Raw genomic sequence first — 25,331 nt, forward strand, 5'->3', positions numbered from 1 at the left:
GGCGCTCAGCGCGAGCCCAGCACGGCGAGGCCGCGAGCCACGCGCTCAGCGGGATCCAGCGCAGCGGCGGCCGTCCTCGCCGCCGCGACGGCCTCGGATCCGGCGATCCGCTCCGCGTCCGCGAAATGCGACGCGAGGCTCAGGCTCGGCATGTTCTGCCGTCCGCCGAGCACTTCGGCGAGCGCGATCGCCTCGGTCCCGCGCGGGATCAGCTCGGGCTGCCGGAGAGCCCAGGCCGACCAGCCGATCAGGGCCGTGCCGAGCACGGGCCGGTCCACGCCCTCCCGCCGCTGCCGGCAGGCGGCGATCGTGCGGGTGCGCAGGCGCCGCTCCCACACGGCGAGCTGCGACTGCGGCACGTCGAGCTCGCGTACGGCCGCGGAGACGTATCCGGACAGCGCCATCAGATACCAGGGTGAACGGCGGTGCACGGGATCGGCGAATGCTCCCATCGCACGGCCGAACGCCTCGGTCGCCTCCGTCGGGTTCCCGTCCAGGAGCTCCGCCTCCGCGAGGCCGTACAGCCCGATCGATCCCAGTTCCACGCCGTCCTGGCTGAGCCCGCCCTCCTCGATGAGCCGGGTGAACAGCGCCCGCGCCTCGCGGCCGCGGCCCAGGCAGAGCAGCGCGCCGCCGCGCACCCATTCCTGGTGGTTCATCTGATCCTGCGCGTCGAACTCCTCGAACACGACGGTCGCTCGCTGGATCCAGGTCATCGCCTCGGCGGGGCGTGCCGACTGCGCGGCCAGCTGCGCCGCGAGATCGGCGGCCATGCCTTCGGCCCAGCGCTCGTCGAGATCGCGCGCCCGGTGCCAGGCGCTGCGGGCGGCTTCCATCGCCACCTCGGCCTCGCCGTCGTTCTCCGCGCGATGCGAGCGCAGCACATCCGCCGTCAGCAGCGCCCGAGGATCCGATCCGTGCACGAGCTCCGACGCCGCCCCGATCGGCCCTCCCCGGCCCACCGCGAGCAGCGCGTCGGCCAGCAGCTGCCAGGACGGTGCCAGCGCGTCACCCGCGACCCGCACGGCGCGGGTGACGAAGGCGAGCCCGCGCGCGGCGAGAGGATCCCCGCTGATCATGCAGCCGAGCGAGGCCATCACGACCGCCATGACCTGCAGATCCGGCTCGATGTCTCCGGCCGGCAGGGCATCCACGATCTCGATCATCGGTCCGGCGTAGCCGATGAACTCGGTGAAGGATCCGCGGATGAACCAGGACTGCCCGAGGACCGTGAAAAGGCGCACGGCGTCGGCACCGCGATGCGCGGTCACCAGGTGTCGCAGCACGTGCACGAGGTTGTCGTGCTCGCGTGTGATCGCGAGGTGCGCCTGCGCGGTCAACCCCGACGGGAACGCCCTGGCCCTGGCGCCGTGCTCTGCGGCGAAAGCGAGCGCCCAGGCGACCACGGCCTCCCACGCGTCGTCCTCTGCGCCGGTCTCTGCCAGGCGGTCGTGCCCGAACTCGCGCACGGTCTCCAGCATGCGGAAGCGCACCGTGCCGTCGCCGGTCTCGACGACGTTCAACAGCGACTGCGAGACGAGCCCCTCCAGGACGTCGTCCGAAGGGGCGGACAGCACGGCATCGGCGGTCTCCGCCGAGAACCCGCCCGGGAGCACCGACAACAGCGCGAGCGCCTGCCGGGCGTCCGGGGACAGCAGATCCCAGCTCCACTCGATCACCGCCTCCAGCGTGCGATGGCGCTCGGGTGCCGCACGGTCGCCGGTGGTCAGCAGCGCGAAGCGGTTCTCCAGCCGACGTTCGATCTGCTCCGGCGTCATCGTGCGTACCCGCGCCGCTGCGAGTTCGATCGCGAGCGGCAGCCCGTCCAGGCGCCCGCACAGTCGCGCCACGACCTCGAGATCGAGCGTCGCTCCCGGGCGCGCGACCTGCGCGCGTTCCACGAAGAGGCGGACGGCGGGAGCCTCGTACGTCGCCTCGATCTCCAGCGGATCCAGCGCGAGCACGCGCTCTGCGGCGATCGCGAGCGGCGTACGGCTCGTGGTGAGGATCCGCAGCGACGGCACCGCGGCCAGCAGATCCGCGGCCCACCGTGCGACGCCGTCGATCACCTGCTCGCAGTTGTCCAGAACCAGCAGCGTCGCCCGCTCGCCGAGCACCGCCACGATGCGGGCGCCGAGGTCGGGACGCGGACGCTGTTCGGAGAGCCTGCCCCCGGGCACGTTCTCGCTGATCCCCAGGGCGGCGGCGATCGCCAGGGGCACCCCCGCGTCGGCGCGGACGCCCGCGAGCGGGACCACGACCACCGCGGGCGCCGAGGACTCCGCCGCCAGCGCCTGCGCGAGCCGGGTCTTACCCAGCCCGCCCGCGCCCATGATCGTCACCAGCCGCGCCGTGCGCAGCAGCGTGCGGGCTCCCGTCAGCGCCTCGTCGCGGCCGATGAGCTCGTTCGGCGCAGCCTGCACCCCGATCCGCACTCGCGGCCCCTCGTCCTGGTCCCGCAGCAGCTGTGCGTTCAGCTCCACGAGGGCGGGACCGGGTGAGCTGCCCAGGGCGTCGGCGAGCACCGTGCGCAGTCGTGCGAAGACGCCGAGCGCCTCCGGAGCTCGGCCGGCCTCGGCGAGAGCGCTCATCAGCGCCGCGTGCGCGGGCTCGTCGAGCGGGTGCGACGCCACGAGCCCCTCGAGGATCCCGATGCCCTCCGCCGTCTGCCCGGATGCGACGAGCGCAGCGGCGAGACAGCCTCGCAACGCGGCGTGCAGTTCCTGCGCCTCCGCTGCGAGGTCTTCGGCGATCGGAGCTCCCGCGAGGTCCACACCGGGCTCGCCCCGCCACAGGGCGATGGCCGCGCGCAGCAGACGGATACGGTCGGGATCGCCGTCGTCCAGCATCTCCGCCTCGGTACGCAGACGACGTGCGGTGTGCAGGTCGGTGTCGTCGGTGCCGAGCGCGTAGCCTCCCGGGGCGCTCGTGATCGCGTCGGATCCCGCCAGCGCCCTGGCCCGCGAGACGAGCGTCTGCAGGGCCGCCTTCGGGTTCTGCGGCTGATCGTCGCCCCAGACCTCATCGGCCAGGGCGGGCACGGATCGAGTGGTACCGCTGCCCGCCAGGACGAGCGCTGCCAGCAGCGCGCGCATGGGCGTGCCTCCGGCGTCGCGATCCGCGATCCGCACCGGGCCGAGCACGCCGATGCGCGCGGTCATGCGCGCGGCCGGATCCCCAGATCGATGACGTTCTCCAGCCCCACGACCACGCCGCGCAGATCTCTCGCGTAGGGAAGCGCGAGACGGATCCCCGGGGCGTACGCCGCCGCCGACTGCACGGTGTCGTGCACGATCGACAGCGACTCGCCCGGGCCGGAGAGGATGACCTCCTGCTTCGCGATCACGCCCGGACGGCGCAGCGAGTGCACCGGGACCCCGGCGACCTGCTGGCCGCGGGCGCGCTGGTCGACGTGCGGCGCGTCCACGGGACCCCGCTCCGCACGGGCGGCGGCGATGAGCTCTGCGGTGCGCACGGCCGTGCCACTGGGAGAGTCGATCTTGGTGTGCTGGTGCGCCTCGATGATCTCCACGGATCCGAAGAACGGGGCGGCGAGGGCGGCCAGGGCCGTGCCCAGCACGGATCCCAGCGAGAAGTTGGGCACGAACAGCGCTCCGGTCCCGGCGGCGTCGATGGCCGGCCGGATCTGGGCGATGCGGTCGGCGGACCACCCGGATGTCGCGACGAGGAGGTTGATGCCGCGGTCGGCCGCGGCGCGCACGATCTCGACGCTGGATGCCGGGGTGGTGGCGTCGACCACGAGGTCGGCGCCGTCGAGCTCGTCCATCGTGCTCCTCGACCCGAGCACCGCGCCGATCTCGAACCCATCGAGGTGGGCGATCACATCGCCGATGATGGTGCCGAGCTTGCCGGAGGCGCCCACCAGGGCCACGCGCGTCGTCATGTCCACAGTCTATTCAGCGGCCCAGACGCGGGCGCCTCCGGTCAACGCCCTCGGCCCGGCGGGCTCCGCGGGATTGCCGACGCGTCCGGAGGCACCGACCGGCCGCATCGATTACCGTCGGACCATGCCCACGTTCCGCACCGCCTCCCCGGAGGACGCCGACGCCCATGCGGTGCTCGTCGACTACTTCACGCTCCGTGCGGCGGAGTTCCCCGGTGGCTCCTACTCCCCCACGTATCCCACGGCAGCCGCGTTCCAGGCCCCGGACGGCGTCTTCCTGCTTCTCGAGGAGGAAGGCGAGATCGTCGGCTGCGGCGGGATCCGCCGTGTCCCGATGCCCGGCGGCGAGACCGACGTGTTCGAGATCAAGCACGTGTTCCTGCGCCCGGAGACCCGGGGCCGAGGCTGGGGCCGGCTGCTGCTGGATGAGCTGGAGCACCGTGCTCGCGGTTTCGACGCCGGCGTCCTCGTCCTCGACACCCACCACACGCTCGAGGCGGCAGGCCACCTGTACCGCAACAGCGGCTTCGCCGAGATCTCCCGCTACAACGCCAACCCGAACGCGACACGCTGGTATCGCAAGGAGCTGCGGCAGGCATGAGATTGTGGTCGGTTCACCCGCGCTACTACGACCGGCAGGCGCTGACGGCGTGCTGGCGCGAAGGGCTGCTCGCTCAGGCCGTGATCGCGGATCCGACGCGCCGCGGCTACGCGCACCATCCACAGCTCCAGCGCTTCCGCGCCGCACGGGATCCGCTCGCCGCGATCGGCGACTATCTGTCCGCGGTCGTCGACGAGGCCGATTCCCGCGGATACCGGTTCGCGCGGGAGAAGATCCTCAGAACCGGTCCGGTCGAGCGGATCCCCGTCGCCCGCGGTCAACTCCAGTACGAGTGGGGGCACCTGCTGCGCAAGCTGGAGGTGCGCAACCCGGACCTCTGGGACCGCTGGCGGACGACCCCGCTCCCGGAACCGCATCCGCTGTTCACCGTGGTGCCGGGCCCGATCGCGGACTGGGAACGAGTCGGCTGAGGACCCCCACCCCGGTCAGGGCACTCGCACTGCAACGATCAGCACAGGTTGTCACGATCAGCACACGGATCCGGGGATCCCGTGTGCTGATCGTGACACCGTGTGCAGATCGTCACATCCGCCAGGTTGCGCGACGACGCTCGCCTCGGCGGCCGGGTCAGACCAGGAGCGGATCCGGCAGGCCGGTGCGCAGCTCGATCGGCAGGTGACTCAGGTCGTTGTGAGCGAGCAGGCTCCACGGGCGGCCCTGCTTCTGCGAGATCACGGTGAGACCGCAGTTCGCCTGGTTCAGGGTCATCCAACGCCAGTCCGGCGCCTCCAGCACCTCGCGCACGAACCAGCTGATCACGAAGTTGTGCGTGATCAGCACCTCGTGGACGTCGCCGGGCTTGCGCACCAGGAACTCGTTCACGGCGTCGCCCATCTGAGCCCGCCCCGCCTCGATCTCCGCGTCGGTGATGGATCCGAAGAACGGCTCGAACGCTGCAGGGGTGTCGTCCGTCATTCCCGTCGGCACGCAGTCGAACAGCAGCGCGGACGGTTCGGCCTCGACCGACGGGATCCGCTCCGAGATCGCGCGGGCCGTCTCCGCGGCGCGCAGCAGCGGGGAGTGCCAGATCGCGTCGAGCGGGAGACCGGACAGGCGATCGGCGATGAGCTCTGCCTGACGACGTCCGCGCGGCGAGAGGGGGCCGTCGGCGAGGCCGTGCTCGGCGTCCTGATGCTCGCCGTGCCGGACCAGATAGATGTAATGCGTCACAACCCGCTCGCCTCGTCTCCGGCTCCGTGGCCGGGGTGCTTCCAGCCTATGTCACAGATCGGACACGGCCACCCACCGGATCGGGTCAGCTCGCGGCTCGGGTCAGCTCGGCCAACTGCGCACGGCCGAGGGCGACGCCCGCGCCCTGCATCAGCTCGTCGACCTGTTCGGTGGCGAACGCGTTCACGATCGGCGCCGTGATCGTGCGCTGCGCGAGCAGCCAGCCGATCGCGACGGCGGCGACGGGCACCTGGAGCTCGGAGGCCGCGATGTCCAGCGCGCGCAGCACCTTGATGCCGCGGCGGTTGATGTTGCCGCGCAGCTGCATGCCGCGCACCCCCTGCAGCGACTGCTTGGTGCGGTGCCGGCCGGACAGGAACCCGTGCTCGAGCGCGTGCGACGGGGTGACCGCCAGCCCCTGTGCGGCGGCGACGAGGCGGAGGTCTCCCTCGAAGCCCGCGCGGCGCATCAGGTTGTACGGCTCGTCCAGCACTTCGATGCGCGGGTAGCCGGCCGAGGCCAGGATCCGCGCCTCGACGAGACGCTCCGCGGTGAAGCCGAAGGCGCCGAGCGCCCGCACCTTGCCGGTCTCGACGAGCCATTCCGCGGTGGCCAGCGTGTCCTCGAGAGCACTGCCGTCGTCGACCGTGCCGTCGAGGTAGAGCACATCGATGCGCTCGACGCCGAGGCGGGTCAATGATGCCTCGGCGGCGCGGACCAGGTTCACCGCACCGATGCCCGGGTTGTCGGGGTGACCGCCGACGCGCACGTTCAGCACGATGTCATCGCGGTTGCCGCGCGTGGCGAGCCACCGGCCGATGATGTGCTCGCTGCGCCCTGCGGCGAAGCTGTCGGCCGTGTGCACGGCGTTGCCGCCGAACTCGGCGTAGCGGTCGAGGATGTGCAGCGCGGTGTCGGCGTCGGTGTTCCAGCCGAACTCGGCGCCGCCCAGGATGAGCGGGAAGGAGCGGATGCCGGTCTCCGCGAGCGGAACGCGCAGGCAGGTCCCGATGCCGGGTCCCACCACGGGGATCGGCGCCGACGGGTGCGGCGTCACCACCGCGGGCGCGCTGGTGACCGCGGGTGCGGCACCGCCGAGTGCGGAGCCGTTTCCGGATCCGACGCTGAAGAGACGCATGCGATCACCCCCGTGTCTGCTGCGTTGCGTTCTGAGACGCACCCCCCGGTGCGTTCCCTTCGAGAGTAAGCGAGGCCTCGGACGCTTCCGTTCATTGAGACGGCCAGGAGGCGAACAATGCGTAACGGTTCGGTCACGAAAACAGCGAAAGACCCGTTGTGTCCCCCTTTCGGCGGACACAACGGGCCTTTCTGCGGAGGATCAGGCCTCGGCGACCTCGGCGACCGGCTCGGCAGCGTCCGCCGGAGCCTCGTCGATGACGGGCTCGAGCGACAACTTGCCGCGGTCGTCGATCTTCGTGATCTTCACGAGGATCTTCTGGCCGACGGAGAGCACGTCATCGACGTTCTCCACGCGCTTGCCACCGGCGAGCTTGCGCACCTCGGTGACGTGCAGCAGACCGTCCTTGCCCGGGAGCAGGGAGACGAACGCGCCGAAGGTCGCGATCTTGACGACCGTGCCCAGGAACTGCTCGCCGACCTCGGGGTTGGTGGGGTTGGCGATGGCGTTGACCTGTGCGCGGGCAGCCTCGGCCGAGGGGCCGTCGGTCGCGCCGATGTAGACGGTGCCGTCCTCCTCGATGGAGATCTGCGCACCGGTCTCGTCCTGGATCGCGTTGATCGTCTTGCCCTTGGGGCCGATCAGCTCGCCGATCTTGTCGACCGGGATCTGCACGCTGATCACGCGCGGCGCGGTCGGCGCCATCTCGTCCGGGCTGTCGATCGCGGCGTTCAGCACGTTGAGGATCGTGAGGCGCGCCTCCTTGGCCTGGGTCAGTGCCCCGGCCAACACCTCGGAGGGGATGCCGTCGAGCTTCGTGTCCAGCTGGATCGCGGTGACGAACTCGCTCGTGCCGGCGACCTTGAAGTCCATGTCGCCGAGCGCGTCCTCGGCGCCGAGGATGTCGGTGAGCGCCGCGTAGCGGGTCTCACCGTCGACCTGGTCGGACACGAGGCCCATCGCGATGCCGGCGACCGGTGCGCGCAGCGGCACACCCGCGTTCAGCAGCGACAGGGTCGAGGCGCAGACGGAGCCCATCGAGGTGGATCCGTTGGAGCTGAGCGCCTCGGACACCTGACGGATCGCGTAAGGGAACTCCTCGCGGGTCGGCAGCACCGGCACGAGCGCGCGCTCGGCGAGGAAGCCGTGCCCGATCTCGCGACGCTTCGGCGAACCCACGCGGCCGGTCTCACCGGTCGAGTAGGGCGGGAAGTTGTAGTGGTGCATGTAGCGCTTGCTCGTCGTCGGGGACAGCGAGTCGATCTGCTGCTCCATCTTGAGCATGTTCAGCGTGGTAACGCCCAGGATCTGGGTCTCGCCGCGCTGGAAGATCGCGGAGCCGTGCACGCGCGGGATGACCTGCACCTCGGCGTCGAGCGGGCGGATGTCCGCCAGACCGCGACCGTCGATGCGGACGCCCTCGGTGAGGATCCGGCCGCGCACGATCTTCTTCGTGACCGACTTGTAAGCGGCGGAGAACTCGCTGAGCGCGACCTCGGGCTGCTCGCCCGCCTCGACGGCGGCGATGAGCTCGGCCTTGACGCGGTCCTTGATCGCGTCGTCGGCGTTCTGGCGCTCCTGCTTGTCGGCGATCTGGTAGACGTCGACGAGCTCGGCGTAGGCGCGCTCGGCCACGAAGTCGTACGTGCCCTCGCTGTACGGCAGGAAGACCGGGTACACGCCCGGCTCCTTCGACGCCGTGGCGGCGAGCTGAGCCTGCGCCTCGACGAGCTGCTTCAGGAACGGCTTGGCGGCCTCGAGACCCTGCGCGACGATGTCCTCGCTGGGCTTGGTGGCGCCGGCCTTGATCAGGTTCCAGCTGCCCTCGGTGGCCTCGGCCTCGACCATCATGATCGCGACGTCCTCGGTGCCGTCACCCTTGGTGACGACGCGACCGGCGACGACGAGATCGAAGACGGCCTGCTCGACCTGCTCCGCGTTGGGGAACGCGACCCACTGGTCGGCGTGCTCGCCGTGGCCGGGGATGAACGCGAGGCGCACACCGGCGACCGGGCCGGAGAACGGCAGACCCGAGATCTGGGTCGACGCGGACGCCGCGTTGATCGCGAGGGCGTCGTAGTACTCGCCCGGCGCGATCGAGAGCACGGTGATGACGATCTGGACCTCGTTGCGCAGGCCGTCGACGAACGACGGACGCAGCGGGCGGTCGATCAGACGGCAGACGAGGATCGCCTCGGTGGAGGGACGGCCCTCACGGCGGAAGAACGAGCCGGGGATCTTGCCGGCGGCGTAGGAGCGCTCCTCCACGTCGACGGTCAGCGGGAAGAAGTCGAAGCCCTCACGCGGGGACTTGCCCGCGCTCGTGGCGGAGAGGAGCATCGTCTCCTCGTCCAGGTAAGCGGCGACCGCGCCCTGCGCCTGCTGCGCGAGACGGCCCGTCTCGAAGCGGACGGTGCGGGTGCCGAAGCGACCGTTGTCGAGAACGGCCTCAGTAGCGGTGATTTCAGGACCTTCCAAGAGGTCTCTCCTTCTTTGTTTAGGCTCGCTCTCCCGTGTGGAGCGCGAGCATGGACGGATGCGCACAGAGGCATCCTGTTCGATCCTATCAGCGTGCGGCGCTGCGGCCGCGCGGGGCGGGATCCGGACCCTTCGACGGCCTCAGGGACCGGAGGAGTTCACACCTCGCTGGGCTCGCGCACTCCGCGCTCACGGCCGAGTCGCACGTAGTCGTGATGCTTGGCGCTGCGTCCGTCGCCGGCGGCGCGCCCGTGCAGGCGCCGCCAGACCCACGGCAGCGCGTGCCGGCGCCACCAGACCCCGGCGCCCGTGCGCTCGGTCTCGTGCAGGACCTCGTCGAGCGCGCCGAGTTCGTCGGCCAGCGCCACGCCGAGCGCGACGCCCGCGCGGTACGCCAGGAATCGGTGCCCCCGGCTGGAGAGGTGCACCAGGTCCTCTCCCCAGTTCGGCCGCGCGGCGAGCTGGGGGTGCAGGTCCGTGTCGAGCAGGATCGCTCCCTGGCGACGCGCGATGCCGGCGAGCGCGGTGGCCCAGGCGGAGAACCGGCGGGCGTAGATGCGCGCCGCCGGGTTGCCCGGCAGGAACGCCGTGACCAGGAGCACGTCGGCGCCGTTCTCACGCAGCTGCCGCACCGTGTCCTCCAGGCGCGCGGCGAGCACGGGGACCGCGACCCGCTGCTTCACGAGGTCGTTCGCACCGACCAGGATCGACACGAGATCGGGTCGCAGCTGCAGGGCACGGTGCAGCTGCGATCCGCACACGTCCTCGACCCGCTTGGAGCGGATGGCGAGATTCGCGTAGTCCAACGGCTCCCGGGCGGCCAGCAGCAGGGCGAGGCGGTCCGCCCAGCCGCGCAACGCGCCGTCGGGACCGGGGTCGCAGAGCCCCTCTGTGAGCGAGTCGCCGAGCGCGACATAGCGGCGCCAGCGCTTGCGCTCCCCCACCGGCGTGGGCTCCGGCCGCACAGCCCGGGGGGCGCGCAACCCGGCGTCGGCGCGATGCAGGTCCTGCGCCTCATCGAAGTGGTCGAGGAGCTGGTCGCACACGGCGCTCCAGCTCCGGCTCTCCACCGCGTCCCGGCCGGCTCGACCGAATGCCTGTCGCTTGCGCACGTCTCCTGCGAGATCCCGCACCCGATCGCGCAGATCCTGCAGGTCGCCCGGTCGGTACAGCCACCCGTCGACGCCCTGGCGCACCAGATCCAGCGGGCCGCCGCGGCCGGTCGCGACCACCGGGATCCCGCTCGCATGCGCCTCCTGCAAGGTCTGCCCGAACGTCTCACTCTCGCCGGGGTGCACGAAGACGTCGAACGATGCCATGGTCTGAGCGAGCTCCGGACCGCTGAGATGCCCCAGGAACACAGCGTCCGGGAGCAGGCTCTCGAGCCGCGCGCGGGAGGGACCGTCCCCGACGATCACGAGCCGTACTCCCGGCAGGTCCGCGAGCACCCGCAGGTCCTCGACCTGCTTCTCCGGCGCCAGCCTGCCCACATAACCGATCACGGCGTCGACGCCTGCTCGGTGCGCCCACGCGCCGTCGCGCCGCTCCGGGTGGAACCGTTCCGCGTCCACCCCTCGACCCCAGCGACGCACCCGATCGACGCCGAGCCGCGCGAGCTGCTCCTCCGACTCGGACGAGGGGGCGAGGGTGAGGGTGGCGCGCCGGTGCAGTCTCGCGATATGGGCCTCGGCGAGCGCCGTCGTGAGCGAGACCCCGTAGCGGGCCGCGTAGGCGGCGACATCCGTCTGGTAGGCGGCGACCGCGGGCACCCCGATCCGCTCGGCGGCGAGCGCACCACGCCAACCCAGGGCGAACGGCGACGCGAGGTGCACCACGTCGGGCGAGAACCGGTCCAGTGAGACCGCCAGCCGATGTGCGCTCGAGGTGCCGACGCGCACCGTGCGGTACCCCGGCAGGGCCACGGATGGGATGGGCTCGATCCTGGCGTGCCCGATCATGCGCGGCATGCCCTCCGCAGCGGGGGCGTAGACCCGGGCCTCGTGCCCGTGGCGCTCGAGGTGGCGGAGGATCTGCAGAACGGATCCGGTCACGCCGTTCATGTGCGGGAGGAAGGATTCCGTCACGATCGCTGCTCTCACGTGATCAGGATCCCGCCCCGCAGGGCCCGGCACGGCGCGGAACGACGGCCATCACACAGTGTTCACCGGATGCACCGCGATCGGTCACCCCGCGTCCGCCGCCGCGCCCCCTGCCCGTCCCTCTCCGTTCTTCCAGGACTCCGGGACACCCTCGGCGCTAGGCTGACGCCCATGAGTACCGACGACACCGCCGCCGCGGACATGAAGCGCAAGTTCAAGGAGGCGCTCGAGAAGAAGAACGCCCAGCAGCACCAGGGCGAGGCGCACCTGAACGGCGACTCCGCCGTGCACGGCACGCACGGGGCGCAGACCCGGCGCGAGTTCCGCCGCAAGAGCGGCTGATCCCGTATCCACCGCGAAGGGCGTCGACGAGGGATCGTCGGCGCCCTTCGTCGTCTGCGCATCCGCGGGAAGGGCTGGGAATCCACAGCGAGCGGGGTTAGCGTCGAATGGTGATCGTTTCTTCCGCCTCTGCCGCCCCCGTGCGCAGAGCCCGCACGACCCGCCCGGTGCTGGCACTCGTGGCCGGCGTGCTGCTGATGTTGCCGCTCGCGGTGGCCGCGCCGGCGTACGCGGACGACTATCCGTCATGGCAGGACGTGCAGAACGCGCAGGGCGACCAGCAGGCCACGCAGGATCAGATCACGCGTATCAACGACGCCCTCGCCACGGCGCAGCAGAAGGCCGCGGACGCGTCGACCGCCGCCATGAAGGCCGGCCAGGCCGCCGACACGGCCCGGACCGATGCGCACGCGGCCGAGCAGCGCGCGGACGAGCTGGGCGTGCAGGCCTCCGCCGCCGAGCAGGCCGTGCAGCAGACGCATGAGCAGCTCGGTGCGGTCGTCGCCGGCCGCGCCCGCGTCGAGTCCGCGGCTCCCCTCACCGCGCGACTGTTCACGTCTGCGAACCCGGACCAGCTGCTCACTCGCCTGGGTGTGCTGCAGCAGCTCGACTCCACCTGGGCGAAGCTCGGCGAGCGCGCGCTCGAGGCGCAGAGCATCGCGACGTCACTGGAGGACCAGGCTCAGACCGCCCGCGCGGCCAGGGACGCACTCGCGACCGCCGCCGAGGACGCGGCACAGAAGGCGAAGGCCGCCGCGGACGCCGAAGCCGCTGCAGTCGCCGACCTGCAGGGCCACGTCACCACGCTGTACGCGCAGCTGGCCACGCTGAAGAACACCACGGCCGACGTCGAGCGGCGCTACCGGATCGGCCAGCAGGTCGCGGAGCAGGAGCGCGAAGCCGCCGCGGCCGCAGACGCCGCGGCGGCCTCCTCCTCGAGCGGATCCGGCGGCGGCTCAGGGGGCGGCGACCTCGGCGGAGGCGGCGTGAACGTCGATCCCGCTGGCGCCCAGGCCTATGCCGCCGGCCAGCTCGGCAACTACGGCTGGGGCCAGGACCAGTTCTCGTGCCTGTACCGGCTGTGGATGCAGGAGTCGAGCTGGCGCGCGGACGCCCTGAACCCCGACAGCGACGCCTACGGGATCCCCCAGGCGCTGCCGGCCGACAAGATGGCGGCCGCGGGGCCGGACTGGCGCACGAACGGCGACACCCAGATCGACTGGGGCCTCAGCTACATCCAGGACCGTTACGGATCCCCCTGCGGCGCCTGGGCCCACGAGGTCGCCAACAACTGGTATTGAACCCGCTCTCCGTCGCGAGCGAGCGCCGGGCCGGGGCGGGAATCGTCACCCGCGGCCCGGCCCGGCCCGCGATGCGGGTCAGCCGCGTTCCGCCCGCGCCTGCGCCCGCTGCTGCTTGGCCGCCATCTCCTCGATCGCGGCGTGCCCGAGCGTCTCGGTGCTGACCGGCTCGACGGCGGCTCCGTCCTGCGCGGCCGGCTGCGCGTCGTGCCCCACGCCGTCCAGCAAGGACTCGTCGAACGGCCGCGCCCCGGAGAGCACCTGACGCACCTGCTCCGCGTCGATCTGCTTCGTCCAGGTCCCGATGAGGATGGTGGCGACCGCGTTTCCGGTGAAGTTGGTCAGGGCGCGCCCCTCCGACATGAATCGGTCGATTCCGACGATCACACCGACGCCGTTGACGAGGTCCGGACGGTAGGCCTGCAGACCGCCGGCCAGGGTCGCGAGCCCGGCGCCGGTGACGCCCGCGGCTCCCTTGCTCGCGATGATCATGAACACGAGCAGCCCGATCTGCTCGGGGATCGACATCGGCTGCCCCAGACCGGTCGCGATGAACAGCGACGCCATGGTCAGGTAGATCGCGGTGCCGTCGAGGTTGAACGAGTAGCCGGTCGGCACCGTGATGCCCACGACGGGCTTCGCCACACCGAGGTGCTCCATCTTCGCGATCAGCCGCGGCAGCGCCGACTCCGACGAGGACGTGCCGACGATCAGCAGGTACTCGCGCGCCAGGTACTTCATCAGCTGGAAGATGTTCACACCGGCGACGAGCTTCAGGATCCCGCCCAGCACCACGACGATGAACACGATGCAGGTGAGGTAGAACGCGCCGAGGAGGATCCCGAGGCTCCAGATCGCCGCGACGCCGGTCTTGCCGACCACCGCCGCGATCGCGCCGAACGCGCCCAGCGGCGCGAGCCACAGGATCATCCCGAGCACGCGGAACACGAGCGTCTGCAGATGCTTGATCGCGGTCATGATGGGCGCGCCGCGATCCCCGAGGCCCTGCAGCGCGAAGCCCACGAGGAGTGCGATGAAGAGCACCTGCAGCACGCTCTCACCGGTGAAGGCGCCGAAGAACGTGGCAGGGATGATGCCGAGGATGAAGTCCTGCGTCGTCTTCGCCTCGGTGGTCGCCGCCTCATAGGTGGCACCGGCCATGTGCAGCCCCTCACCCGGGTGGATGATGTTGCCCACGATGAGGCCGATCGCGAGGGCGAAGGTCGACATGACCATGAAGTAGATCAGCGCGAGTCCGCCGATCTTGCCGACCGTCGCCGCCTTGGCGATGGAGCCGACCCCGATCACGATCGTGCAGAAGATGATCGGAGCGATCATCATCTTGATGAGGCTCACGAAGCCCTTGCCGATGGGTTCGAGGCCCTGGGCGAACTGCGGGAACACGAGTCCGACCGCGATGCCGAGTCCCACCGCCAGGAGCACGGACACATAGAGCCAGGTGTGCTTGTCCCAGGAGTTCTTGCCGCGGCGCCAGTCGTGCCGCGGGAGTCTGAAACCTTCGGTGAGAGCCATCATCGCCTCCGCTGAGTGAACAGGAAGCCCGCGCCACTGCGGGCGGGCCATGCCGAACATCGTGCGCAGCGGCGATGCAGCACGGCGAGTTCTGTTCGTATTGAAACCGACGCGAACCCCGCGCAGCCCGCCGTTCGCCGCACGACCTCGCGCATACTGGCTGAGGAGGTCGGGATCGGCGATGGCGACGACAAGACGCGGCGGCGTGCGCAGTGCGGCATCGCGCGTGTTCGCGCTGCTGATCGGATCCGTGCTGCTGATCGGCGCCGCGATCGGGGCGTTCCTCACCTGGGAGGCGCAGACGTCGGCGCGCCAGGAGGCCGAGCACGTCACGGTGGCGATCGCCCGAGCGCTCTCCGCCGCCCCCGCGATCGAGACCGCCGTGACCGCCACGGATCGCCCGGCGGCGGAAGCGGGTCTGCGCGACTACGTCGAGTCCGTGCGCGCAGGCGCCGGGCTGGACTTCATCACGGTCATGGACGGGAACGGCGTGCGACTCACCCACCCGGATCCCGCCCAGGTCGGCGGGCACTACCTCGGCACGATCCCCCGCGACGGCCGCCCCCTCACCGAGCAGTACACGGGCACCCTCGGGCCGTCCGTGCGCACCATCGCGCCGGTCCACGACGCCGCAGGCGCGGTCGTCGGCTGGGTGTCGGCAGGGGTGACCGTGGAGTCGCTGGCCGGCGCCCTGCTGCGCCGACTGCCGGTGATCCTGCTCCTCACCCTCGCGGTCGTGGCGCTCGGCGCGCTGGGCGCCGTGTTCGCGCGGCTCGCGACGCGGCGTATCACCGGCGACCTCGAGGCCCGCGACGTGCGAGAGGCGGTGGCGGGCTACGAGTCGGTGCGCACGCTCGGCGAGGCGCTGCGCGCGCAGACCCACGAACACGGCAACCGCCTGCACACGGCACTGTCGCTGCTCGAACTCGACCGCCGCGACGAGGCGATCGCGCTGCTGTCCGAATCGTCCTTGCAGAGTCAGTCCGTGATCGACCAGATGACGCTGCGCGACGGGGATCCGACGCTCGGCGCGCTGCTGCTGGGAAAGGCCTCGCAGGCCAAGGAGCGCGGCGTGCGATGGCAGGTCCACGTGGATCCTGCCGCTCCCCGCGCGGATCTGACCCCGGTCGATGCCGTCGCCGTCGTCGGCAACCTCATCGACAATGCGCTCGACGCCGCGCCCCAGGCCGAGACGGGCGCCGAGCGCTGGGTGCGGGTCGACGTCGCGGCGGCGGACGGCGGCACCGTGGCGATCACGGTTTCGGACGGCGGTCCCGGCGTCCCCGCCGATCTCCGGGAGCGGATCTTCGAGCACGGCTTCTCGACCAAGCCGAGCGATCGCTCGGGGCGCGGCGTGGGGCTCGCGCTCGTCCGAGACATCGTGATCGCGGCGGGCGGAAGCATCGAACTCACCGCGGAGCCGACGGCCTTCCGGGTGACCCTGCCCGGCATCGCGCACGAAGGGAGGATCGGATGATCGGTGTCCTGCTCGTGGACGACGATCCGCTCACGCTCGAGCTCCATGCGGCCTACATCGCCCGGCTCGACGGGTTCGAGGTCGTCGGCGAGTGCACCGGCGTGCGTGCGGCGCTCAGCGCGCTGTCCGCCGATGCGGAGCGGATCGATCTGGTGCTGCTGGATCTCACGATGCCCGACGGCTCGGGGATCGATGTGCTGCGCCGGATCCGCGGCGCAGGCAGCGCGATCGAGGTGATCGCGGTCACCAGCGTGCGCGATGTCGAGGCCGTGCGACGGATGTCGGCGCTCGGTGTGGCGCAGTACCTGCTCAAGCCGTTCCCGTTCGCGGTCTTCCGCGACCGTCTGCAGCAGTTCCGCGATCGACACGAGCACGCGATCGGTCTCGCCGGAGCCGCCAGTCAGGAGGAGATCGACGCCCTCATAGGAGGTCCTGCGACCGGCAGCATCGCACTGCCGAAGGGCCTCGCGGCGGAGACGCTGCAGGCCGTGACCGCGGTGCTGCGCGCGCACGGCGACCTCTCGGCCGGGGAGGCCGCGCCCCTCGTCGGCGTCTCCCGGGTCACGGCCCGGCGCTACCTGGAGCATCTCGTCGCGCAGCGGGTCGCGGTCCGTGCCCCGCGCTACGGTGCACCGGGGCGGCCGGAGACCGCGTACCGCCTCGCCGGGGAGGGCGGGGCACCCCGCTGAGGGCTTGGGCGGACCGACGCCCGTGTCCGTGCGGCGACTCCGCATCCGGTGTTGTCACGGCGATGGCCGTGTCCTGACGGTGCACCTCGCGGTGATAGCGTCGTCCTGTCCTCAGGGCGGGGTGCAAGTCCCCACCGGCGGTGTCGCGGTATGGTCCGCGCGAGCCCGCGAACGGTCCCCATGGCGGGGACCGCCGATCCGGTGCGATTCCGGAGCCGACGGTCACAGTCCGGATGAGAGAGGACAGAAGGAGCAGTTCACCATGCCCAGAATCGCCATCGTCGCCGCGCAGTGGCACGCCGAGATCGTCGAGCAGGCGGTCTCCGCCTTCGTCGAGCGCCTCGCCGAGCTCGGTATCGACCAGGTCGACGTGTTCCGCGTTCCCGGCGCGTTCGAGATCCCGCTGCACGCGCAGCGCCTCGCTCGTACAGGCCGCTACGAGGCCATCGCCACGAGCGCCCTCGTCGTTGACGGCGGGATCTACCGGCACGACTTCGTCGCCGGGTCCGTGGTCGATGCGCTCATGCGCGTGCAGCTGAAGACCGACGTCCCGGTGTTCTCCGCCGTGCTCACCCCGCACCACTTCCACGAGCACGACGAACACCAGGACTACTTCCGCCGCCATTTCTCGGTCAAGGGCCGGGAGCTCGCCGAGGCGGTCTCGGCCACCGTGCAGAGCCTCGCCGCGATCGGCTGACCGCGCGACGCCTGCGCCACACCGGGTCGCCGTCGCCGAGGTCTGCCGCGACGGCGGACCTCGGCAGCGGCGGATCTCAGCGGGGCAGACGTCCCTCGTGCAGCACGGCCTCAGGATCGGCGCTCGCCCGCACCGCCCGCAGCCGATCGAGGTCGGATGCCGTGGCGCAGCGCTCGAGCGTCTGACCCGGCGTGAGGAACGTCGGCACGGTCCGCTCTGCGGCGGCCGGGGCCAGCAGGTCGAGGAGGCCGGCGATGCTCGCCTCGCCGGGCTCCGCCGGTGCGCCGGGGAAGTTCGGCACGAGCGCATGCAGCAGCCAGGAGGCAGACGCCAGGGAGGCGAAGCCTGGACGCCGCGGTGCGTCGAGCGCGCCGCCCAGCATGCGCAGGTCGATCCCGACGATCGACGACTGCTCGGGCGCCTGACGGAACTCCACCAGCGCATCGATCGTGGCGTCGTCGAGTCGGTCGAGGGCCAGCGAGGCGCCCCGGCCGGCGGTCGGATCTGTCGGCTCTCCCGAGGCTGCGGCGAGCGCGGCCAACGAGGTCGGTCCTGCCGTCTCCCGCTGCACGGTGCCCGCGCGACGCACACCGTCCAGAAGCGCCTCGGCCGAGCCGTCCGAGGACAGGGCCTGGACGGTCAGGAAGCTCTTGCCGCGGATCTCCTCGGGCAGCATCGGCGCGTCCGGCATCCGCATCGAATTCGTGAACACGTTCAGCGTCGACGGTGCCGCCGCGGCGAGGTCGCGCACCGCGCGGATCACGGATGGGGCGTCGGCCGCAGCGAAGGTGAGGGAGGCGCCCCACTGCGCGGGCGCGGGGACGAGGTCGATCTCGAGCGCGGTGACGATCCCGACCACGCCGCCGGCACCTCGGAGCGCCCACATGGCCTCACGGTCGCTCTCGTCGTCGATGCGCTCATGCGTGCCGTCGGGCCGGAGGACCCATGCCGCACGCAGGTTGTCCGAGCCGAGGCCGGCGGTGCGACTGAACCACGAGTGACCGCCGCCGAGCGTGTACCCGGCGACCGACACGACAGGGCTCGTGCCGGCGGGGGCCGCCCAGCCCGTGCCGTCGAGGGCTGCGACGACCGCGCCCCAGCGCACACCGCTGCCGATCACCGCGACACCGGCCCCGAGATCGAGATCGAACCTGTCGAACGCCGCCGTCCGCACGATCACGGCGCCGGCCAGGTCGCCGGACGCGCCATGGCCGCTCGGCTGCACCGCGATCGGCGTGCCGGCCTCACGCGCGGCGGCGAGGATCAGGCGCAGATCATCCAGGCCCGCGGGCGTCGCGACCGCGGCCGGAAGCTGGTCGATCGAGAGGTTCCACGGGCGTCGGGCGGCGTCGAAACCGTCGTCGCCCGCCCGCAGGAGAGATCCGTCGAGTTCGCCGGGAAGTGTGTCGAACGCAGAGAGAAGGGGCATGACGCCACCGTACGATGCCCCACGGACATTCGTCGGCGGCGTCACGCCCCGATGCTGCGGCTCGCGGCTACTCCCCCGCGAGACCGCCGAGCAGATGACCGAACGAGCGTCCCTCGCCGAGGTAGTTGCCCGGATCGAAGGGGTCCTTGTCCGCGGCGGGCTCGCGGCGGGCCATCGCCTCGGCGAGCTCCCGCGCACCACGCTCGACACGAGTGCTGAGCGGCGCCACCTCGTCGGCGTTCGCCCCCCAGTCACTCGAGGCCGCGAAGACCCCGGTCGGCACCGGCTCGGCGTGCAGGTAGGTGAACAGCGGGCGGATCGCGTAGTCGATCGCGAGCGAATGCCGTGCGGTACCGGCGTTCGCCCCGATCAGGACCGGCTTGCCGGCGAGGGCATCCGGATCCAGCACGTCGACGAACGACTTGAACAAACCGGAGTAGCTCGTCGAGAAGATCGGCGTGACGGCAATCAGGCCGTCGGCCGACACGACCGTGTTGATCGCCGAGTCCAGCGCCGGCGGGGCGAACCCGGTGAGCAGGTTGTTGGTGATGTCGTGCGCGAGGTCGCGCAGTTCGATCACGTCGACGCTGACCTCGGAGCCAAGCTCGGTGAGCCGATGCGCGGTCTCCGCGGCGAGGCGGTCGGCGAGCATGCGCGTGGATGACGGGTTGCTGAGCCCCGCGGAGATCACCGCGATACGACGTGCGCCCATCTCAGTTCGCCCCCTTCGTGGCCGCGGTCCCGAACGAGGAGCCGGCCGCGGCCGGAACCGCACCGCCGTCCTGGTAGGGCGATCCGGCGGTGAGGTTGTCGCCGCGGTTCGCGCCGGGGCGCGCCTCACGTGACGGTCCGTCGCCGTACACCGCCTTGACGCGGGCGGCGTGGGTCGGCGCATCCGGCACGTCGGCGGGGCGGTTCTGCGCCAGCTCCTTGCGCAGCACCGGAACGACCTCGCCGCCGAGCAGGTCGATCTGCTCGAGCACGGTCTTCAGCGGCAAGCCGGCGTGGTCCATGAGGAACAGCTGGCGCTGGTAGTCGCCGTAGTGCTCGCGCATCGCGGCGTAGCGGTCGATCACCTGCTGCGGAGAGCCGACGGTGAGCGGCGTCATCTCGGTGAAGTCCTCCATCGACGGGCCATGGCCGTAGACGGGCGCATTGTCGAAGTAGGGACGGAACTCGTTCACCGCGTCCTGCGAGTTCGGACGGATGAACGCCTGTCCGCCGAGGCCGACGATCGCCTGCTCCGGCGTGCCGTGACCGTAGTGCGCGAAGCGCTGCCGGTACAGCTCGATGAGGCGCTGGTAGTGCTCCTTCGGCCAGAAGATGTTGTTCGCGAAGAACCCGTCGCCGTAGTAGGCGGCCTGCTCGGCGATCTCCGGCGTGCGGATGGAGCCGTGCCAGACGAACGGAGCGACCCCGTCGAGCGGCCGCGGGGTGGACGTGAAGCCCTGCAGCGACGTGCGGAACTTGCCCTCCCAGTCCACGACGTCGTTGGTCCACAGCTCGTGCAGCAGAGCGTAGTTCTCGATCGCGAGCGGCAGCCCCTGGCGGATGTCCTTGCCGAACCACGGGTACACCGGACCGGTGTTGCCGCGCCCCATCATGAGGTCCATGCGGCCGCCGGAGACATGCTGCAGCATGGCGTAGTCCTCGGCAATCTTCACCGGGTCGTTCGTGGTGATCAGCGTCGTGGAGGTCGAGACGATGAGACGCTCGGTCTGCGCGGCGAGTGCCGCGAGGAAGGTCGTCGGGCTGGACGACCAGAACGGCGGGTTGTGGTGCTCGCCGATCGCGAAGACGTCGAGTCCGACCTCCTCCGCGTGCTTGGCGATCGTGAGCGTGTTCTGGATCCGCTCACGCTCGCTCGGGGTCTCGCCCGTCACGGGGTTCCGGGTGATGTCGCTGACCGACATGAGGCCGAACTGCATGCCCGACCAGGTGCTCGACTCGCTCACTGCGCTCTCCTTCAGATTTCTATTCACTTGAATATATCTGGTGAAACACCCGCCTGTCAGAAGTATTCCCGGGTTCCGCGAGATCGGCCAGGGACCCGCGGACACGGGAGCGCCCGCCCCGCGAGGGGACGGGCGCTCCGACGAGGACGCGAACTCAGACGGCCGGCTCCGCGTGGTCGGTCGGCGTGTGGATGATGTCGAAGTAGACGCTCTTGTCCGCCGCGTCTGGGAAGACGCGGTACGTGAACTCCTCATCGTCGAGCGCGACGATGTCGGAGTCGCGCTCGAACAGCGTGGCGCCGGCGGCATCCTTGGCGACGATGTGGCGAGTCGCACCGTCCGGGGTGACGGTCCAGTCGCCCTGCATCTTCGGGGCGTCGTCGAGGGTGTACATGGTGAACGTGCCGCCCTCCTTGAAGTAGGCCCAGCCCACGAAGTTCTTGACGTCGTCATCGGTCAGCGGGACGTCCTTGCCGGCGGCGTCCTTCGCGCCCGTGGTCTCCCACGCGGTCGAGGCCAGCACCTCGGCGGGCGTCATCGTCTCGGCCTCCTGCGACGCGGCGCTGCTCGCGCCGGGAACCGCGTCGACCGCCCCGGTCGCGCTGCATCCGGCGAGCAGGCCGAGGGCGATCAGGGTGCCGGCGGCGATCGTGACGGTGCGGGTCTTCGTGATGGTGCTCATGGCTGTGTCCTTCTCCTCGGGACCGGAGCGCGGGAGCGCTCGAGGCGGGTCTCCGCCCTCCTGGTCCGTGCGATACATCCCATGCTCGTCGCGGCCGGGACAGGGCACATCGCCCGAAGAGACGGAGCAGACCAGCCGATCGGATGATGCGCGGATCAGCGCAGGAGCACCGGGAGAACCGGACCGGAGCTCAGGCGAACAGCCCGGCGCCGACGTAGGAGTTCTTCTCCGCGCCGGACGGGATCGCCCAGATCCCGGACCCGATGTGCCTGATGTACTCGCTCATGAGATCGGTCGACAACCGCTTCTGCAGCGTGATGAACTGCGCCGGAGAGCGCTGGTAGGACAGGAAGAACAGCCCGGCATCGAGACGACCCAGCTCGTTGTTCCCGTCGACGTAGTTGTAGCCGCGGCGCAGGATCCGGATGCCGTCGTTGATGCTCGGATGCGCAAGGCGCACATGCGCGCTGTCGTCGATGCGGCCGCCGTGGAACGACGGCTCGGCGAATTCGTCCCCACCCGACAGCGGGGCTCCGCTGCCTTTCGCCCGCCCGATGGTGCGGTCCTGCTCGGCCAGGCGCAACCGGTCCCAGGTCTCGACGAGCATCGCGATCTTGCGGGCCACGAGATAGGAGCCACCGGCCATCCAGGCCGGCTCGTCCTTCTCCCCCACCCACACGTGCTCGGCGAGGGCCTCGGCATCGTCGGCGAGGATGTTCGCGGTGCCGTCCTTGTATCCGAACAGGTTGCGCGGGGTCTGCTGGTCCGCGGCGGTGCGCGATGTGCGCCCGAAGCCGAGTTGCGACCAGCGCAGCCTGGCGCGGCCGAATGCGATCCGGCTGAGGTTGCGCACCGCGTGCACGGCGACCTGCGGATCGTCCGCGCAGGCCTGGATGCACAGGTCGCCGCCCGTGTAGCCCGCATCGAGCGCATCCCCGACGAAGGCCGGCAGCTCGGCGAGCGCGGACGGGCGCCGATCGGCGATCCCGAACCTGTCGCCTTCGGCGAGGAAGAGTGAGGGACCGAGCCCGAACGTGATCGTGAGCCCCGCAGCGGTGAGCCCTTGGGCCTCGCCCGTGTCGTCCGGCGGCGCCTCGGGCGAGCCGCCGACCGCGCCGGAGGCGCTGACGTCGAGGCCCTTGGCCAAGCGGGACGCGGCATAGCTCCAGTCCTGCAGCAGCGAGACGAGGTCGTCCCGGCTCGCGCGCGGCATCATGTCGAAGCTCGCGAAGTGCAGGTGCTCCTGCACGCGCGTGGTGATCCCCGCCTGGTGTGCGCCCTCGAAGGCGTACTCGTCGACGGGCGCGGATCCGATCCGCACGCCCGCCGCCGCAGCCGCAGCGGCACCTCCTGCGCCGACGGCGATGCCGGCGACGCCGCTGCCGAGCGCCCAGCCGATCAGGCCGCGTCGGCTGATGCCGGTGCGCGAGGCCCTCCCGTCCGGCTCTTCGGGAGCCGCAACGGCCGCGACCTCCATCCCCGCGGACTCGGTGCCCGGCGCGGCGACGGCAGCCTCTTCCGGCTCAGGGCCGGCGGGCAGGACAGGATCCGACATCAGCCGAGAATCGTGCTGGTGAGCTTGGAGAGCGGCTCGGCGAGCGCGTTCAGCAGGTCGGTGAGGTCGCGCTTCTGGGTCTCGGTCACCGTGGAGTACGGCGCGAAGCCGTCCTTCAGCGATCCGTGCACCGCGAGCTCGGCCTCGAGGGCGGAGAAGCCGCGGTCGATCTGCGCCACCAGCTTCTTGCCCTCATCACCCTTGCCGTCCGCGAAGTCGCGCACCAGCGAGAACGCCATCTTCGAGCCCTCGACGTTCGCGGCGAAATCGGAGAGGTCCGTGCCGGACCACCAGTCCTCCTCGCCCGTGATCTTGCCGTTGGCGACCTCGTCCAACAGCGAGATCGCTCCGTTCGAGATACCGGCGATGCCCTGGGCATCCAGATCCTTCACGAAGGTGTCGGAGTGCACGTGATCGTACAGCTCCTGCAGGTCGGCGAGGAGCTTGTCGGCGAAGGCGCCGCGCTGCTCGGGGGTGGACGGAGCCCAATCCAGGTTCGCGGCGGTGGTGCCGTCGGAGTTCATCGCGCCGGCCGCCGGCACCCAGAGATCCTTCTCGATGCGGTGGAAACCGGTCCAGTCGAGGCCCTCGGCCTTGGCGTCGAGCTCACGGAAGTCGAGACGCGGATCCAGCGTGCCGAGCTTGTCGGCGACCGGCTCGATGCGCTCGTAGTAGGAGCGCACGACGGAGAACTGCGCCTTGGCGGTCGCGTCGTCGCCGTTGCGGTAGGCGTCCGCGAAAGTCTTGGCCGCGGGAAGCAGCTGTCCTACCTGATCCTTCACGAAGGCGGCGTAGAGATCGACGGCCTTCTTCTTCTGCGCGGCGTCACCCCCGACCTCGGCGACCTTCTCGCCGCTCACGGCGAAAGCGGTCTTGCCGACTCCGGCTCCGATCATCCCCGGCTTGCACACGGTGAAGTAGGTGCCCGGCTGGGCGACGACGGTGAGGGTGCGCGAGGCGCCGGGCGCCACGTTCTCGACCTCGCCCACGATCCGCACGCCGTCCTCGGCGAGCAGATAGAACTCGGTCACCTCGTCGCCCTTGTTGCTCACGTCGAAGGCGAGCGTGCCGCTGGTCGCCGTCGCGGCGGAGACGCTGCACGCATCGGCCGTGGACGAGACGGTCAGGCGCCCGCCGGCGGCGACGTCGGACTTGGCGACGCACCCCGTCAGGGCGAGGCCGAGGGCGGCGACGGCGCCGAGGACGGCGATCGGTCGGCGGGCGATGGTCATGAGGCTCCTTCAGGAGAGGGCGAGACGGTCGTGGATGCGGCGCGGGAGGCCGCCGACTCGGTCGCGACGGGCGTCGCGGAGGACGCGGTTGCGTGAACGGAAGTAGAAGAAGGCATCGTTCGCGGCGCGCTGCGGCGCAGTCCGCGCACGAACATCGTGCCGACGATCGTGATGTACAGCAGCCACGCGATCACCTGGAACCAGCTCATCCGCGGCATGAAGCCGACGGTGGCCTGCAGCAGCACGGCGAGCGCACTGTCGGGGCGGATCGCGGCGGAGACGTCGAAAGCCCACCCGAACGGCAGGCCGGCCCAGCCCACGAGCACGGCGCCGGAGGCATCGAGCGGGGCGGCAGCGGTGAACGGGCCCGGCACGACCCCGGCCTCCTGCAGATCGCTGAGCGCGTAGGCGAGCACGCCCGCGGCGATGATGACGAGGAAGCCGCCGGTCCACGTGAAGAAGCGGGACAGGTCGAGCCTCACGGCGCCACGCGCGAGCAGCCAACCGGCGAACACGGCCACGACCAGCCCGAGCGCAGCGCCGAGGATCGCCGACGGCGCATCGCCGAAGGACTGGACCATGGACCACAGCAGCAGAGTGGTCTCCACTCCCTCGCGGGCCACGGAGACGAAGCCGACCAGCACGAGCGCCCACATGGTGCCCGCTTCGAGCGCACGGTCCACACCGCCCTGCAGAGTGGCCTTCATGGAGCGTCCGGCCTTGCGCATCCAGAAGATCATCCAGGTGACCATCCCGACGGTCACGAGCGAGAGCGTGCCGCCGATGATCTCCTGCCCCTGGAAAGTGAGCGCGTACGCGCCGAAGGTCAGCACCGCGCCGATCACGAGGGCCAGCAGGACGGCGGCGCCGACACCGGTCCACAGCCGCGGCAGCACGTCCTTGCGATCGAGCCGCTTCAGGTAGGCGACGAGGATGCCGACGACGAGCGCGGCTTCGAGGCCTTCACGGAGGCCGATGAGGAAGGTGGCGAGCACGAGGAGCTTTTCCGGGAGAAGTTGTGAGGTAAG

The 25,331-nt window shown here is 71.0% G+C and carries 20 protein-coding genes, 1 pseudogene and 1 riboswitch; of the genes and pseudogenes, 7 read left to right on the plus strand and 14 right to left on the minus strand.

The window, feature by feature from the left end:
* Positions 1-5: 5 nt before the first annotated feature.
* Positions 6-3,161: an ATP-binding protein gene (locus ACFWCK_RS10475; RefSeq protein ID WP_378805755.1), complete on the minus strand. Its 3,156-nt coding sequence runs from the start codon at positions 3,159-3,161 to the stop codon at positions 6-8.
* The gene (gene dapB, locus ACFWCK_RS10480; RefSeq protein WP_233309652.1) at positions 3,158-3,904 is read right to left on the minus strand and encodes a 4-hydroxy-tetrahydrodipicolinate reductase; all 747 of its coding nucleotides are present in this window, start codon (positions 3,902-3,904) and stop codon (positions 3,158-3,160) included. The genes ACFWCK_RS10475 and dapB overlap by 4 nt, the downstream gene beginning before the upstream one ends.
* A gap of 124 nt (positions 3,905-4,028) precedes the next feature.
* Here dapB and ACFWCK_RS10485 point away from each other — a divergent pair, with 124 nt between their 5' ends.
* Together ACFWCK_RS10485 and ACFWCK_RS10490 are read left to right on the plus strand one after the other, a co-directional pair.
* Positions 4,029-4,505, plus strand: coding sequence for a GNAT family N-acetyltransferase (locus ACFWCK_RS10485; protein ID WP_378805756.1), 477 nt, complete (start codon positions 4,029-4,031; stop codon positions 4,503-4,505).
* Positions 4,502-4,936 carry a pyrimidine dimer DNA glycosylase/endonuclease V gene (locus tag ACFWCK_RS10490; protein ID WP_378805757.1) on the plus strand — a complete coding sequence of 145 codons (435 nt, stop codon included), beginning with the start codon at positions 4,502-4,504 and terminating at the stop codon, positions 4,934-4,936. The genes ACFWCK_RS10485 and ACFWCK_RS10490 overlap by 4 nt, the downstream gene beginning before the upstream one ends.
* 157 nt (positions 4,937-5,093) lie before the next feature.
* On the opposite strand, the gene ACFWCK_RS10495 is transcribed toward ACFWCK_RS10490, so the two are convergent.
* The 4 genes from ACFWCK_RS10495 to ACFWCK_RS10510 form a co-directional block, all read right to left on the minus strand.
* A complete protein-coding gene (locus tag ACFWCK_RS10495) occupies positions 5,094-5,696 on the minus strand; it encodes a histidine phosphatase family protein (protein WP_233309647.1) in 603 nt (200 codons plus the stop codon).
* An 85-nt stretch (positions 5,697-5,781) separates the two neighbouring features.
* The gene (locus ACFWCK_RS10500; RefSeq protein WP_233309645.1) at positions 5,782-6,834 is read right to left on the minus strand and encodes an aldo/keto reductase; all 1,053 of its coding nucleotides are present in this window, start codon (positions 6,832-6,834) and stop codon (positions 5,782-5,784) included.
* 201 nt (positions 6,835-7,035) lie between these two features.
* Positions 7,036-9,312, minus strand: a complete 2,277-nt coding sequence (locus ACFWCK_RS10505; protein ID WP_378805758.1) for a polyribonucleotide nucleotidyltransferase — start codon at positions 9,310-9,312, stop codon at positions 7,036-7,038.
* A 158-nt stretch (positions 9,313-9,470) separates the two neighbouring features.
* Positions 9,471-11,411, minus strand: a complete 1,941-nt coding sequence (locus tag ACFWCK_RS10510; protein WP_378805759.1) for a GDSL-type esterase/lipase family protein — start codon at positions 11,409-11,411, stop codon at positions 9,471-9,473.
* A 171-nt stretch (positions 11,412-11,582) separates the two neighbouring features.
* On the opposite strand from ACFWCK_RS10510, the gene ACFWCK_RS10515 reads away from it, so the two are divergent.
* Together ACFWCK_RS10515 and ACFWCK_RS10520 are read left to right on the plus strand one after the other, a co-directional pair.
* Positions 11,583-11,753, plus strand: coding sequence for a DUF5302 domain-containing protein (locus tag ACFWCK_RS10515; protein WP_160299713.1), 171 nt, complete (start codon positions 11,583-11,585; stop codon positions 11,751-11,753).
* A 110-nt stretch (positions 11,754-11,863) separates the two neighbouring features.
* Complete coding sequence (locus tag ACFWCK_RS10520; protein WP_378805761.1) at positions 11,864-13,054, plus strand: coiled-coil domain-containing protein; 1,191 nt, start codon at positions 11,864-11,866, stop codon at positions 13,052-13,054.
* Positions 13,055-13,132: 78 nt separating this feature from the next.
* Here ACFWCK_RS10520 and ACFWCK_RS10525 read toward each other — a convergent pair whose 3' ends face one another.
* Entirely contained in the window at positions 13,133-14,587 is a 1,455-nt protein-coding gene (locus ACFWCK_RS10525; protein ID WP_233309637.1) for a cation:dicarboxylate symporter family transporter, read from the minus strand.
* Positions 14,588-14,768: 181 nt separating this feature from the next.
* On the opposite strand from ACFWCK_RS10525, the gene ACFWCK_RS10530 reads away from it, so the two are divergent.
* The 3 genes and pseudogenes from ACFWCK_RS10530 to ACFWCK_RS10540 form a co-directional block, all read left to right on the plus strand.
* Complete coding sequence (locus ACFWCK_RS10530; protein ID WP_378805762.1) at positions 14,769-16,064, plus strand: ATP-binding protein; 1,296 nt, start codon at positions 14,769-14,771, stop codon at positions 16,062-16,064.
* On the plus strand, positions 16,061-16,753 hold the full coding sequence (locus tag ACFWCK_RS10535) for a response regulator (protein WP_233309633.1): 693 nt from the start codon (positions 16,061-16,063) through the stop codon (positions 16,751-16,753). The genes ACFWCK_RS10530 and ACFWCK_RS10535 overlap by 4 nt, the downstream gene beginning before the upstream one ends.
* 103 nt (positions 16,754-16,856) lie before the next feature.
* Positions 16,857-17,002, plus strand: a riboswitch (FMN riboswitch).
* 10 nt (positions 17,003-17,012) lie between these two features.
* Positions 17,013-17,450, plus strand: a pseudogene (locus ACFWCK_RS10540) (6,7-dimethyl-8-ribityllumazine synthase); the annotation flags it as partial.
* A gap of 76 nt (positions 17,451-17,526) precedes the next feature.
* Here the strand turns inward: ACFWCK_RS10540 and ACFWCK_RS10545 are convergent.
* The 7 genes from ACFWCK_RS10545 to efeU all read right to left on the minus strand — a co-directional run bounded on the left by ACFWCK_RS10545 (position 17,527) and on the right by efeU (position 25,298).
* Positions 17,527-18,879 carry an FAD-binding oxidoreductase gene (locus ACFWCK_RS10545; RefSeq protein WP_378805763.1) on the minus strand — a complete coding sequence of 451 codons (1,353 nt, stop codon included), beginning with the start codon at positions 18,877-18,879 and terminating at the stop codon, positions 17,527-17,529.
* Between the two features lie 67 nt (positions 18,880-18,946).
* Positions 18,947-19,591 carry an FMN reductase gene (locus ACFWCK_RS10550; RefSeq protein WP_378805764.1) on the minus strand — a complete coding sequence of 215 codons (645 nt, stop codon included), beginning with the start codon at positions 19,589-19,591 and terminating at the stop codon, positions 18,947-18,949.
* Between the two features lies 1 nt (position 19,592).
* Entirely contained in the window at positions 19,593-20,807 is a 1,215-nt protein-coding gene (locus tag ACFWCK_RS10555) for an LLM class flavin-dependent oxidoreductase (protein WP_233310081.1), read from the minus strand.
* A gap of 181 nt (positions 20,808-20,988) precedes the next feature.
* Positions 20,989-21,516 carry a DUF4822 domain-containing protein gene (locus tag ACFWCK_RS10560; protein WP_378805765.1) on the minus strand — a complete coding sequence of 176 codons (528 nt, stop codon included), beginning with the start codon at positions 21,514-21,516 and terminating at the stop codon, positions 20,989-20,991.
* 190 nt (positions 21,517-21,706) lie between these two features.
* Positions 21,707-22,993: an iron uptake transporter deferrochelatase/peroxidase subunit gene (gene efeB / locus ACFWCK_RS10565; protein ID WP_378805977.1), complete on the minus strand. Its 1,287-nt coding sequence runs from the start codon at positions 22,991-22,993 to the stop codon at positions 21,707-21,709.
* A 77-nt stretch (positions 22,994-23,070) separates the two neighbouring features.
* The gene (gene efeO, locus ACFWCK_RS10570; RefSeq protein ID WP_378805766.1) at positions 23,071-24,303 is read right to left on the minus strand and encodes an iron uptake system protein EfeO; all 1,233 of its coding nucleotides are present in this window, start codon (positions 24,301-24,303) and stop codon (positions 23,071-23,073) included.
* A complete protein-coding gene (gene efeU, locus ACFWCK_RS10575) occupies positions 24,300-25,298 on the minus strand; it encodes an iron uptake transporter permease EfeU (protein WP_233309625.1) in 999 nt (332 codons plus the stop codon). The genes efeO and efeU overlap by 4 nt, the downstream gene beginning before the upstream one ends.
* Positions 25,299-25,331: the final 33 nt, after the last annotated feature.

It is taken from the genome of Microbacterium sp. NPDC060117, from assembly GCF_042729315.1.
Classification (GTDB): Bacteria; Actinomycetota; Actinomycetes; order Actinomycetales; family Microbacteriaceae; genus Microbacterium.